Source organism: Microbulbifer salipaludis (assembly GCF_017303155.1).
In the GTDB taxonomy this organism is placed as follows: Bacteria; Pseudomonadota; Gammaproteobacteria; order Pseudomonadales; family Cellvibrionaceae; genus Microbulbifer; species Microbulbifer salipaludis.
The window spans coordinates 1,049,900-1,061,719 of sequence record NZ_JAEKJR010000001.1; the positions used below are offsets into that span (position 1 = coordinate 1,049,900).

At 60.7% G+C, this 11,820-nt stretch carries 12 protein-coding genes and 1 other RNA gene; 8 read left to right on the plus strand and 5 right to left on the minus strand.

All coding sequences use genetic code 11. The features are described from left to right. Positions 1-150 precede the first annotated feature (150 nt). Together ilvA and JF535_RS04375 are read left to right on the plus strand one after the other, a co-directional pair. Entirely contained in the window at positions 151-1,689 is a 1,539-nt protein-coding gene (gene ilvA, locus JF535_RS04370; RefSeq protein ID WP_206999485.1) for a threonine ammonia-lyase, biosynthetic, read from the plus strand. 343 nt (positions 1,690-2,032) lie between these two features. Further along, positions 2,033-2,173, plus strand: a complete 141-nt coding sequence (locus JF535_RS04375; protein WP_162276141.1) for a hypothetical protein — start codon at positions 2,033-2,035, stop codon at positions 2,171-2,173. A gap of 107 nt (positions 2,174-2,280) precedes the next feature. On the opposite strand, the gene JF535_RS04380 is transcribed toward JF535_RS04375, so the two are convergent. From JF535_RS04380 to JF535_RS04395, 4 genes are all read right to left on the minus strand, one after another. Then, the gene (locus JF535_RS04380) at positions 2,281-2,913 is read right to left on the minus strand and encodes a 5-formyltetrahydrofolate cyclo-ligase (RefSeq protein ID WP_242523585.1); all 633 of its coding nucleotides are present in this window, start codon (positions 2,911-2,913) and stop codon (positions 2,281-2,283) included. Between the two features lie 57 nt (positions 2,914-2,970). After that, a non-coding RNA gene (gene ssrS / locus JF535_RS04385) (6S RNA) lies at positions 2,971-3,150 on the minus strand. Between the two features lie 177 nt (positions 3,151-3,327). Beyond that, the gene (locus JF535_RS04390; RefSeq protein ID WP_206999487.1) at positions 3,328-3,642 is read right to left on the minus strand and encodes a cell division protein ZapA; all 315 of its coding nucleotides are present in this window, start codon (positions 3,640-3,642) and stop codon (positions 3,328-3,330) included. Next, on the minus strand, positions 3,639-3,845 hold the full coding sequence (locus JF535_RS04395) for a TIGR02449 family protein (protein WP_066961088.1): 207 nt from the start codon (positions 3,843-3,845) through the stop codon (positions 3,639-3,641). Before JF535_RS04395 ends, JF535_RS04390 begins: the two co-directional genes overlap by 4 nt. A gap of 321 nt (positions 3,846-4,166) precedes the next feature. Here JF535_RS04395 and JF535_RS04400 point away from each other — a divergent pair, with 321 nt between their 5' ends. From JF535_RS04400 to JF535_RS04425, 6 genes are all read left to right on the plus strand, one after another. After that, entirely contained in the window at positions 4,167-4,751 is a 585-nt protein-coding gene (locus JF535_RS04400; RefSeq protein WP_206999489.1) for a UPF0149 family protein, read from the plus strand. A gap of 23 nt (positions 4,752-4,774) precedes the next feature. After that, the gene (pepP, locus tag JF535_RS04405) at positions 4,775-6,109 is read left to right on the plus strand and encodes a Xaa-Pro aminopeptidase (protein ID WP_206999491.1); all 1,335 of its coding nucleotides are present in this window, start codon (positions 4,775-4,777) and stop codon (positions 6,107-6,109) included. Further along, positions 6,106-7,383, plus strand: a complete 1,278-nt coding sequence (locus JF535_RS04410; protein WP_206999493.1) for an FAD-dependent oxidoreductase — start codon at positions 6,106-6,108, stop codon at positions 7,381-7,383. Before pepP ends, JF535_RS04410 begins: the two co-directional genes overlap by 4 nt. A gap of 81 nt (positions 7,384-7,464) precedes the next feature. Continuing rightward, the gene (locus JF535_RS04415; protein ID WP_242523586.1) at positions 7,465-8,700 is read left to right on the plus strand and encodes a UbiH/UbiF/VisC/COQ6 family ubiquinone biosynthesis hydroxylase; all 1,236 of its coding nucleotides are present in this window, start codon (positions 7,465-7,467) and stop codon (positions 8,698-8,700) included. Between the two features lie 142 nt (positions 8,701-8,842). After that, entirely contained in the window at positions 8,843-9,856 is a 1,014-nt protein-coding gene (locus JF535_RS04420; protein WP_206999501.1) for a rhomboid family intramembrane serine protease, read from the plus strand. Between the two features lie 6 nt (positions 9,857-9,862). Next, complete coding sequence (locus tag JF535_RS04425) at positions 9,863-11,068, plus strand: hemolysin family protein (RefSeq protein ID WP_206999503.1); 1,206 nt, start codon at positions 9,863-9,865, stop codon at positions 11,066-11,068. 44 nt (positions 11,069-11,112) lie between these two features. Here the strand turns inward: JF535_RS04425 and JF535_RS16925 are convergent, their stop codons facing one another. Further along, complete coding sequence (locus JF535_RS16925) at positions 11,113-11,769, minus strand: 2OG-Fe(II) oxygenase (protein ID WP_340674118.1); 657 nt, start codon at positions 11,767-11,769, stop codon at positions 11,113-11,115. Between the last annotated feature and the right edge of the window lie 51 nt (positions 11,770-11,820).

The following is an 11,820-nucleotide window of genomic DNA, read 5'->3' on the forward strand; positions in this document are numbered from 1 at the left end:
ATGGGGGGAAGCGTCCTTGTGCAATATTTGCGATAAAAATGCCCGGTTGCGAATATTTTCTCGCGCAAAACAGGCTTTGATGTGGCTTTGCTGCTGCATAGCGATTAGACTGGCGGGCTCCCTAACATCCACCGGCTGCCGATTTCTGTCATGCCCAAGTCCTATATCAAGCGCATTTTAGACGCGCGCATTTACGATGTCGCCATCGAAACCCCACTGGAGCCCATGCGCCAGCTGTCGCACCGTGTTGGCAACCGTATTCTGCTGAAGCGGGAAGACCTGCAACCGGTGTTCTCCTTCAAGATTCGCGGCGCTTACAACAAACTCCTGCAGCTCGCTCCGGAGCAACGTGCCAAGGGTGTGATTGCGGCCTCTGCGGGCAATCACGCCCAGGGCCTGGCGCTGGGTGCCCAGCAGCTGGGGGTGCGTGCCACCATCGTGATGCCGTCGACGACCCCGGCGATCAAGGTCAATGCGGTGCGCATGCGCGGTGCGGAAGTCGTGTTGCACGGGGACACCTTCGACGAGGCGGCGGCACTGGCGAGACAGCTGGTGGAGGAGCGCGACCTGGTATTTATCCATCCGTACGATGACCCCGATGTCATCGCCGGCCAGGGTACGGTGGCGATGGAGCTGCTGCGCCAGCATCCGGGCCACCTGGACGCTGTTTTTATCCCCGTGGGTGGTGGTGGCCTCGCCGCCGGCATGGCCGCCTACATCAAATACGTGCGCCCGGAAATCAAGGTCTACGCGGTGGAGCCGGAAGACGCCGCGTGTCTGAAACTGGCGCTGGCCCAGGGCAACCGCGAGGGGCGCCTGCCCCAGGTGGGGCTATTTGCCGACGGGGTTGCCGTGGCGCAGATCGGCGAGGAGACCTACCGTGTGCTGCGCGAGACCATCGATGGCGTCATCACGGTGACCACCGATGAGATCTGTGCGGCCATCAAGGATATTTTCGAAGACACCCGCTCCATTGCTGAGCCCGCCGGTGCCGTGGGGCTCGCCGGGCTGAAGAAGTATGCGGACCAGAGCGGTGCGCAGAACCAGGCACTGGCAACGGTCTGCAGCGGGGCCAATACCAATTTTGACCGCCTGCGCTACATCAGCGAGCGCACCGAGATTGGCGAGAAGCGCGAGGCGGTACTGGCGGTCACCATTCCCGAAAGACCGGGCAGTTACCTGCAGTTTTGCCGCGACCTGGGCGACCGCTCCATCACGGAATTCAATTACCGCTACGCCAACAGCGGCGCAGCGCATATTTTCGTCGGTATGCAGGTATCCACCGATGCCGACCGCCAGCAGCTGGTGAGCCAGCTTCAGCAGGGTGGCTACGAGGTGACGGACCTGACCGACAACGAGATGGCCAAACTGCATATTCGCCATCTGGTGGGCGGGCGTGCTCCCGGCATCGACAATGAGGTGGTGTATCGCTTTGAGTTTCCCGAGCGCCCCGGCGCCCTGCGCAAGTTTCTCGAACAGCTGGCGGGCCGCTGGAACATCACCCTGTTCCACTATCGCAACCACGGTGCGGCCTATGGTCGGGTACTGGTGGGGCTGGAGGTGGCCGAAGACGAGCGTGCCGCGCTCAAGGCACTGCTCGACCAGCTGCACTACCCCTTCTGGGAGGAGACCGAAAACCCCGCCTATCGTTTCTTCCTGTCGCGGGCGCGAGAAACGGAAGAAAACTAAGGGAAAGTGGGCGATTGGCGCCGAAATCGTGCTGTAGCGCGCATTTTTTGCGACGAGTAGATCACCCTGGCCGACCTGTCGAACTTGCAATTCTAAAAATGTGAGCGTTTTCTCAAAAAAAAGACCTTGACGGGTTACTATTTGGACACTAATCGCGTATCTTTTGATCGGTGTTTGGCCCGGAGAGGCTCGCCTAGAAGAGCAGATTGGCGGAAAATGCCCCGTTTAGTGTCTGAACTTTCTGGCTGGTTGGGGTCCAAATCGCCACTGGCGGCGAAGATCGCCAGGTAATAACGAAAGAGTTCGCAAACAAGAAGAATTCAAATCTTACAGGATGGTCCCCATGAAACCCGATGCATTGACACTCGCTGTAGTTGTCTTTGTTGCGGGCGTACTGCTGAGCAGTTCCGGCCTGACCGAGGTGTTCTCTTCCGACGAAGAAGAAGCCCCGGCAGCCCTGCAGCAGGGAGTGGTCACTCGCTGATCCTTACGCCCGTCGCTGGCTGATGCCAAAGCAAAAAAGCCGAACCCTGCTCGCAGCGGTTCGGCTTTTTTGTGTCTGCAGGGTTTGTGTGTGGGAGTCGGGGCCGGCTACCGGCTGCGGTAAACCCTGTGGTCAGTGGCCACCAGCGTCAGGGGAATGTCCCAGGGTTCTACCGGCAGGTGGTCGACACACTGTAATTGGTGGGCAACTCCCACCAGATCGGGGCCGCTACCCGGGCGCAGCTGCTTGAAGGCAAAGGTGCGGTCGTAGTACCCGGCCCCCATGCCCAGCCGTGCGCCACTGGGATCGAACGCGACCAGCGGCAGCAGCACCAGATCCAGCCGCTCTGCACGGATGGCACTGGAGCGTCCCAGCACTGGCTCGGGAATACCGTAGCGATTGCGGTAGCGCGGCGTGGTGCCGGGCCAGTGTAAGAACATCATGGTGGTGCGCGCCGCGCGCGGCAGTGCGGGCAGGTAAAAACACTTGTGCGGAAAGCGCTCCAGCAGTGGGCGCGGATCAATCTCGCCGTCCATCGGCCAGTACAGGCCGATGTGGCGCGCTCGCTTCACCTCCGGACACAGCGCCAGTCGCGCACACAGCCTGCGACTGGCCAGACGTTGCCGGTATGCACTCAGCTCCCGGCGGGCGGCGCGGATTTGCCGGCGCAGCTGCTGCTTGGAGGGTTTTATGCCAGATGATGTCGCTTTGGATGGGGTGGCGGAATCGGACATTGCCATCGTGTTTTCAGCACCCGGATTGCCAGGGTCACGGCGGACCACAGCGGGAAGGGAAATTAGGGCCCCGAAGGTGCGGCTGATGACATAGCCTTGAACCGTAAGGCTCAAGGTGGGGGCTCCCGGAATGCATAAGGCTTTCCGCTACAAGGCGGACTTGCACACCAACATCCGCTGGGATCCTCCAGGGTAGAATTATCGGCTCAGGACATAGTCAACTGGCCAACACTTCAGGGCAAGAAAGAGTATACCCCTTGTAGCCAGACTTGGCTAAACGGACTTTCCCGGCAAAAGGTGCATTTTTGCGATAGTCAAGTGAAGCCGGAATTGCCGCGGGGCATGCGGTTTTTTGCGGAGTACGGGGAAGCGTTGTGGGCGGGCGAAGCGGCCTGCACAGCGGCAGGCCGAGTGACGGGCTTAGAAAGTGTCGAACTTTTCCAGCGCGGCCTGTACTTTTTCATGCAACCGGTCGAGCATCTGTTCTTCCACCGGTTGCCGGGCCAGGTCGGCCTTGGCCTGAATGAGTTCGTGGGCAATATTGAGCGCCGCCATCACCGCAATGCGCTCGGCGCCGATTACCGTGCCACTGTTGCGAATTTTCGCCATGCGCTCGTTGAGCAGTTTTGCAGACGCCTGCAGGCCGGGCTGCTCTTCTTCCGAGCAGGCAACACGATACTCCTTGTCGAGAATCGTTACCGCAACCGTCGCTGAATTGTGCGCTTTACTGCTCATCCGTTATCTTGGCCCAGGCCCTTGAGCCGGTTGATCATGGTTTCAACCCGGCTGCGAGCCACTTCATTGTTTTTAATCAGCCGTTGGCGCTCTTGCTGCCACTGGCCCGCCTGCTCGCGCAGCGCGCGATTGTCTGCAGCCAGCTGCTGGCACTGTTGCAACAGTGTATCCAGCTTGAGTTCTAACGCCTGTATTTTATCCATAATTCCTGCGTGTTCCGTGGTCCCCCCATGTCAGCGAACCGTCTGCCACCTGCGCGAGGCGGGGGATTCCGCTACTATATTGCCGGTGTTTGGGAGGGTCAATTGTCCTCAGGGTCTATGTGTCATTTATATGGGGCGCGAGTAGTCAATATTTCGCCAGTTTGGTGATTTATTCGCACATCTTTGTCGCGCGCGTACATTGTCCGTATTGGCAGCCAAATTTCCCGGTTACCGTTCAAATTTACAGCAGGTCGCGGATCTTTTCGGTAAGAATGATTACGCATTCACCGCCGCGATTCGCATAGGTCTTCAGGAGTATTTATGTCCGCAGCGCAGGTTTCGTTTGATGATCTTGCTAATCAGATAGTCGCCGCTGGCGGCAAAATCGGACCGAGCGAACTGCACGGCTTTATTTGCGGCCTGCTTGCTGCCGGTGCGCGCCCCGACAAGGGCCGCTGGAAAAAAGAAACGGCGGAGTTTCTCGACCTGGAAGCGCTGCCCGCCGACCTGACGCGCGACAGCCTGGTTCTTGCCGAGCAGAGTCTGCAGGATCTGTCGGACAAGAATTTTGCATTCCAGCCCCTGCTCAGTACCGGCGAAGAACTGGCCGAGCGCGGCCAGACACTGTGCCTCTGGTGCGAAGGGTTTTTGCATGGGTTTGGTGTGGGCAAATACATCGGTGAACTGCCGGCGACGTCCAGTGAGGCATTGAAGGATTTTGCCGAGATCGCCCAGCTGGACGCCACCTCACTCGAGAATGGCCCGGAACAGGAGCGGGAATTCTTCGAAGTGCAGGAATATGTGCGCATGGCGGCGCTGAATATCTTTGTGGAATGTAATCCACCGTCTGCCGAGTGCGGGCCTGGTCAAGGTGATGATCAACCTGCGGGCCCCACGCTGCACTGAGTCCGGAATCAGGCGATTTCTCCATGAATATTTCCAAAGCTGAGTACGCTCGCCGCCGGCAGCGCCTGGTCGAAGGGCTGGAGTCAAACAGTCTGGCGATTGTGCCAGCGGCCCGAGAGCAATTGCGCTCGCGCGATACGTATTTTCCTTTCCGTCAGGACAGCGATTTTTCCTATCTCACCGGGTTCAACGAGCCCGAGTCCCTGCTGGTGCTGATTCCTGGACGCGCGCAGGGGGAAACGCTGCTGTTTTGTCGGGAGCGGGACGCAGAAAAAGAAATGTGGGACGGCCCGCGCCTGGGGCCGGAGCGTGCGGCCGAGTTCTGTGGCCTGTGCGATGCCTTCCCGATTGGCGATCTGGACGACATTTTGCCCGGCCTGCTGGAAGGGCGGGACCTGATTTACTACACCATGGGGCGCTTTCCCCAGCTCGATCGTCGCCTGCAGGGCTATCTGCAGGCCCTGGAGCATGCGCCGGGCGCGGTATCGGCGCCGGAAATGGTGAGCCTGGATCCGCAGTTACACGATTTGCGGCTGTTCAAAAGTGCTGCGGAAATTCGCCTGATGGCCAGGGCCGCGGAGATCAGTGCGGAAGGCCACCGTCGTGCCATGCAGTGCTGCCAGCCGGGCATGTACGAGTACCAGCTGGAAGCGGAACTGTTGCATGCCTTTGCGTCCGGTGGCGCACGTGAGCCTGCTTACCCGAGCATTGTGGGCGGCGGGCGCAATGCGCTGGTGATGCATTACATCGCCAACAGTGCGCCGCTGCGCAACGGCGAGCTGGTGCTGATTGATGCGGGCTGTGAATACCGCGGCTATGCAGCGGATATTACCCGGACCTTTCCCGTGAATGGCCGTTTCAGTGGTCCGCAAAAAGCGGTGTATGAAATTGTGCTGGCCAGCCAGCAGGCGGCGATCGAAAAAATTGTTGCCGGCAACGACTGGGATCATCCGCATCTCGCCAGTGTGGAAGTGATCGTCCGCGGGTTGAAGGATCTCGGACTGCTGAAAGGCGATTTACACGGACTGATCGAATCCGGGGCCTATCGCCGTTTTTACATGCACCGCGTCGGTCACTGGTTGGGTATGGATGTGCACGATGTGGGGGACTACAAAGTGCACGGTCAGTGGCGTCAACTGGAACCGGGTATGACCATGACGGTGGAGCCGGGCATTTACATTGCGGCCGAGGAGAGCGATGTGCCGGAGAAATTCCGCGGCATCGGGATTCGCATTGAAGACGATGTGGCCCTGTTAAAAGACGGAACCCAGATTCTTTCCGCGGCGGCACCGAAAGCCATTGCGGATATCGAGTACCTGATGCGCGCCGGCGATCTGGTACAGGAGGCTTTACTATGACGCAGCACACCGCGGCCGCTACCACCGATATCGATGTCGCCATTGTTGGCGGCGGCATGGCTGGCGCGAGTCTGGCGCTGCTGCTTGCCCATCACTGCCCTGGGCTGAACATTGCACTGCTGGAGCGGCACCCGCTACCCGACGATACCGCCGCCTTGAACCTGCCGAGTTTTGATACCCGGGCCACCGCCATTGCTGCCGGCAGCCTGCAGATTTTTGACGAGCTGGGTGTGTGGTCCGCGCTGCGCGAATACGCAGCGCCGATTACCCGGGTGCAGGTGTCCGATCGCGGCCACAGCATGAGCGCGAGCCTGAGTGCTGCGCGTGAGTCCGCCGCCAGTTTTGCGGGCATGCTTGGCGCGGTGGTTGAAAACGCGGCACTCGGTCCGCTGCTGTATCGCGCACTGGAAAATACCGGGGTCCGGGTGTTGGCCCCGGCGGAGGTTGCGGATGTGGTCATGACGGCTGCGGGGGCACAGTTGTCCTGGCGCCCGGCCGGTGCTGAGACTGCTACCGCGGAGTCTCTGCAGGCACGCCTGCTGGTGGTGGCGGACGGCGTCGACTCGCCACTGTGTCGGCGCTTGGGCATTGCCACCGAGGAAGTGGCCTACCACCAGCATGCACTGGTGACCACAGTGGGGCTGCAACAGGATCACGGCGGTGTGGCGTTTGAGCGCTTTACCGAGCGGGGCCCCATGGCATTGTTGCCGCTGCCGCAGCGCGATGGCGGGCATCGGGCGGCGCTGGTATGGACCTGTGAGGAAGGTGACTGGGAGCGGGTTGCCGGGCTTTCCGAGAAGGACTTTCTGAGTCACCTGCAACAGACCTTCGGCTGGCGTGCCGGACGTTTCGTGCGCGCCGGGCAGGTACAGGGCTACCCGCTAAAATTATCCCTGGCGCGCGAGCAGGTGCGCCGTGGGCTGGCGCTGGTGGGCAACTGTGCGCATTTTCTGCACCCGGTGGCTGGCCAGGGATTCAATCTGACCCTGCGCGACTGCGACGCCCTGGCGCGCGTTATCGGCCGCGCAATGTCGGAGCCGGGAGCGGATTTCCGGCAATCTGGCCCGGGCGAGCTAAACTTACTTGAGGCTTATTGGCGCGAACGTCAACATGACCAGCAGTTGACCATCGGTTTCAGTGACCGCATCCCGCCACTTTTCGCCTCCCGCAGTCTGTTGCTTGGGGGGCTGCGTCAGGCGGGGCTGCTGGGCCTGGCCCTGGCACCCGCCCTGCGTGCTGGTTTTGCCCGTCAGGCTGCTGGACTTGCGCTCTAACCACACTATAACGGTGGATCTTGCAATGGCGGACAAGGGCCTGTCCGCGCCCTCGAATTTTTTCCCGGAGAACAACGGCCTATGAACAGACAGCGAATGGACGTGACCATCGTCGGCGGTGGCATGGTGGGGATGGCACAGGCGGCTTTGCTGGCGGTGCGACACCCACAGATGCGTATTTCGCTGCTGGAGGCATCGAACACGGACCCGCAGGTTCACGAGGATCGCTACGATGCGCGGGTGGTGGCGCTTACCGAAGCGTCGCGCAAGCTGTTGGAGGAGGTGGGTGCCTGGCAGCTGTTCGCCGGCAAGCGCGAATGCCCGTACACCCAGATGCGGGTGTGGGACGCGGAAGGCACCGGCTCCGTGTGGTTTGATTGCCGCGATGTGAAATTGCCCAACCTCGGGCATATCGTGGAAAACAGTGTGATTCTCGCCGCCCTGCGCGAGCGTATCGCAGAATTAAGCAACATCGACCTGGTGACCGGCTTCAAGCTGGAGAGCTGGTGGCGGGATTGTGGCCTGTGGCATCTGCAGGCGCGGAGCCCGGAGCGGGATGTGGTCGAGGGGCTGGATAACCAGTCCCCGGTACTGACCACCCGCCTGTTGATCGGTGCCGATGGCGCGCGCTCGCGGGTGCGCGATCTGCTGCGTATCCGCACTCGCGATGTGGAGTATCAACAAACCGCGCTGGTGTGTGTGGCGCGCTGTGAGAAACCGCATCAGTCGACGGCCTGGCAGCGCTTTCTGGACACCGGCCCATTGGCGTTTCTGCCGCTCGCCGGGCTGGGGGATGATCGCCACTGCGCCGTGGTCTGGTCCGCAGACGACAGCCTGGCGCGCGAGCTGGTGATGCTCGATGACAAGGCGTTTGCCCTTAATCTGGAGAAGGCCTTTGAAAGCCGCCTCGGCGCCATCGAGTCGGTCAGCGAGCGGTTTTCGTTCGCGTTGCGGGCGCGTCATGCGGAATCGTATTTTGGCCCCGGTGCTGTGTTGATTGGCGATGCGGCTCACAATATTCATCCGCTCGCGGGACAAGGGGTGAACCTTGGGTTTATGGATGTGCTGGTGCTGAGTGAGGAAATTGACCGCGCACTGAAGCGGGATATTTCTCCGGCGCATGCCTCCGTACTTACTCGATATCAGCGTCGTCGCCGCGGCGAAAATGCGGCGACCCTCAAGGCCATGAGCACGTTCAAATCCCTGTTTGGCGCTGGTGATCTGCACTGGCGCTGGCTGCGTAATACCGGGCTGAGCATGGTGGACGCGAGCCCACTGCTCAAAAAACGCATCATCATGCGCGCCATGTCGGTGTGAGGCGTTTGCAGGGTTGCCCAGGCCATGAAGAAACGCGGCACACACGCCGCGTTTTTTGTGCCCGCTGCCACTGCGCCGGAATCCGTCGGGGAAATTTGATAGAGTCCCGCCATCGCATCGTTTTATTCGAGTAGGCCCCAATTTGAGTCACTGGATCACCATTTGTGAATTTCCCCTGAGCAAAGACCTGTCTGCGGTGGCGGACTTTATTCAGCGGCACCAGCTGCCCCTGCGTATCAGCGAGGAAAACAATCACCAGTGTGTGGCGAGCCTGGCCCCGCAACTGGTGGAACCCATGGGACAGTTGCTGGCGCGCTGGCAGGCGGGAGAAGTCGATCTCGCGCAGATCCAGGTGCATACCTACGATGAAGCGGCTCCCGCGGGGGAGTCGGCTGCAGGCGAGGATGCGCAGGGCGCGGGAGAGAACACCGGGGAGGCGCCGGCATCGAATACGCAGGGCGAGGCGCCCGTGTCGGTGATTCCGCAGTGGTCGCTGCGGCAGACACCCGTCAGTTTGGTGTTAATCGCGTTGTGTTTTATCGGCTGGTTGATGTTGCGCCAGGGTTGGGCGGAGCCGCTGGTTATTTTCCCGCAGGGCGCCGGTGACTTTGGTGCGGCGCAATCGTCCCTTGCCTGGCATTTGTCGCGGGGGGAATTCTGGCGTTTGTGGACCCCGGCTATCGTGCATTTTTCACTGCCCCACGCGCTGTTTAACGCGCTCGGGGTGTGGATTGTGGGGCGTTCGCTGGAGGCCCGTGCCGGCAGCGGGTGGTTTGCCCTGCTGGTTCTACTGAGTGCGCCCGTTTCTAACCTGACCCAGTATTACTGGGCGCCGCAGAATTTGTTTGGCGGCATGTCCGGGGTGGTGTACGCGCTGATCGGCGCTGCGTTTGTTATTCAGCGCTGGCAGCCGCAGTGGCGCGATGTGCCGCCGTCACTGATTTGGATCGCGCTGGTATGGTTGCTGGTCTGCATGGCGGGTATCGTCGATTACTTCATTCCCGGTGGCATCGCCAATGCCGCGCATATCGGCGGCTTTGCCGCTGGCCTGCTGCTCGCCCTTGTGTTCTGTCTGGGCGGTGGTGCTCGCCGCTATTTTTCCGCTACCGATGCGCGTCGTGACAACGACACAGCCAACAATCGACAAGAATTCTGACCGACCATGCTGCTACTGATTACTTATGTGCTGATTGCCCTCGGGTTCTCTTTTCTGTGTTCGATTGCCGAGGCGGTTATCCTCAGTGTTACGCGCCCCTATGTGAGCCTGCTGGAGCGGGAGGGACACCGGTCCGGGCGTGTATTGCGCACGCTGAAAGAGGATATCAATGCGCCGCTGGCGGCGATCCTCACACTGAATACCGTCGCCCATACGGTGGGTGCCGCCGGTGCCGGCGCGCAGGCCGCGGCCGTATTCGGCAATCAATATCTGGGCATTGCCTCGGCGGTGCTTACCCTGCTGATTCTGGTGTTTTCCGAAATTATTCCGAAGACATTGGGTGCGGTGTACTGGCGGCAGCTGGCACCGGCCACCGCGTATGTACTGCGCTACCTGGTGATTGTGCTGAAGCCGTTTGTGTGGCTTTCCGAGCGGTTGACACGCGGGCTCGCCCACGGACCCACACTGACGGGATTCAGCCGCGAAGAGTTTGCGGTGATGGCGCAAATCGGCGAGGCCGAAGGTCAGCTGGAGCGACACGAGTCCAGTATTCTGCACAACCTGTTTTTTACCCTGCGCGATCATACGGTGCGCGAGGTGATGACACCGCGCACTGTGGTTTTTTCCCTGTCACAGGATATGACCGTGGCGGATGCCTATGAGCAGGTGGAGAAAAGTCGTTTCTCACGTATCCCGGTGTACGAGCAGGACGACCCGGATCTGGTGGTGGGCTTTGTACTGAAGCAAGACCTGTTGCAGGCCTATGCCCGCGGTGAAGTCGAGGACACCCTGCGCAGCCTGCGCCGGGATCTGCTGATGCTGCCGGAAACCGCCGCCATCTATCAGGTGTTTCACAAAATGCTCGCCAGGCGCGTGCAGATCACCGCCGTGGTAGACGAGTACGGCAGCCTCGAAGGCCTGGTGACTCTCGAAGATATTCTGGAAACCCTACTGGGCGAGGAAATCGTCGACGAGGCGGACAAAACCCCGGACCGTCAGGCGCTGGCGAAACGCCTGTGGCGCTGGCGCTCGAAGCGCTATGGTTTGCTGGTGGACGAGATGGCGCAGCGGGAGCAGGAGGGCGAGGACCCCGAGGATCTGTTGCGCGAAGAGATCCGGCGGCAGCTGGATGAAGATGAGGCGGCGTCACCGACCTCGGATGCTGAGGCCGGCAGCACAAATAAAAATGCCAGGGGACGTGACGAGCAGTAATAACGGCATCGGCTTGCTGCCCCGGTGTTCGCAAGTCCCGGCACCTAGCGCGCCGGGTCGATGGTCTCTCCCAGGCTATTGTTCACACGGAACCAGCCGGTAACGCTGTAGCGCGGACGGTGGCTGGTGAGCACTTCGTGGGGAAATTCCTCGGAAAGGAAAATCACCATCTGCCCAAAACGCGGTGCGACTTTTTCGATGACCGTATCGCTGTCCGGGGCATAGATCTGTAGCTCGCCACCGTCTTTGGGCTGCCAGTTGGGGGTGAGGTACAGCACGGTACTCACGATCCGGTTGGTGTCGCCCTTGAATGCGTCCAGGTGCTTTTTGTAGTAGCTGCCGCGGTTGTAGCGGGCGTAGTGGCACTCGTAATCAAACAATCCCAGGAACAGCCGGCGGTTCAAACCCAGCCGCAGGGTTTCCGCCCAGCTTAGATAGGCGGCAACCGCCGGGTTGCTTCGGTCCAGCCAGAAAATTTCATCGGTGCGTACAAACTGGTTGAGCTGGTGCTCCTGCTCCCGGCCGATGCCTGCAGCCTGGAAACGCGCGCGGTCGATGGAGCGGAAATGCCGCAGCAGCGATCCCAGTAAGGCCGGCGGCAATGGTGCGGACAATACGATGTAACCGGTCTCCCGCAGTGCGCTGGCAATCTGGTCGAGGGGGTCGTGGTCGTCGGGGCCGCGTTGCCAAATGTTGTCCACGGGGGATTCCGCGGCGGGTGCCGCAGAGTAAAGCGCTGTATTCAATTCGGT

Bases quoted from the DNA above. Each gene is read 5' to 3' on its own strand.
- ilvA (WP_206999485.1), top strand. From the start codon at position 151: ATGCCCAAGTCCTATATCAAGCGCATTTTAGACGCGCGCATTTACGAT.
- JF535_RS04375 (WP_162276141.1), top strand. From the start codon at position 2,033: ATGAAACCCGATGCATTGACACTCGCTGTAGTTGTCTTTGTTGCGGGC.
- JF535_RS04380 (WP_242523585.1), bottom strand. From the start codon at position 2,913: ATGGCAATGTCCGATTCCGCCACCCCATCCAAAGCGACATCATCTGGC.
- JF535_RS04390 (WP_206999487.1), bottom strand. From the start codon at position 3,642: ATGAGCAGTAAAGCGCACAATTCAGCGACGGTTGCGGTAACGATTCTC.
- JF535_RS04395 (WP_066961088.1), bottom strand. From the start codon at position 3,845: ATGGATAAAATACAGGCGTTAGAACTCAAGCTGGATACACTGTTGCAA.
- JF535_RS04400 (WP_206999489.1), top strand. From the start codon at position 4,167: ATGTCCGCAGCGCAGGTTTCGTTTGATGATCTTGCTAATCAGATAGTC.
- pepP (WP_206999491.1), top strand. From the start codon at position 4,775: ATGAATATTTCCAAAGCTGAGTACGCTCGCCGCCGGCAGCGCCTGGTC.
- JF535_RS04410 (WP_206999493.1), top strand. From the start codon at position 6,106: ATGACGCAGCACACCGCGGCCGCTACCACCGATATCGATGTCGCCATT.
- JF535_RS04415 (WP_242523586.1), top strand. From the start codon at position 7,465: ATGAACAGACAGCGAATGGACGTGACCATCGTCGGCGGTGGCATGGTG.
- JF535_RS04425 (WP_206999503.1), top strand. From the start codon at position 9,863: ATGCTGCTACTGATTACTTATGTGCTGATTGCCCTCGGGTTCTCTTTT.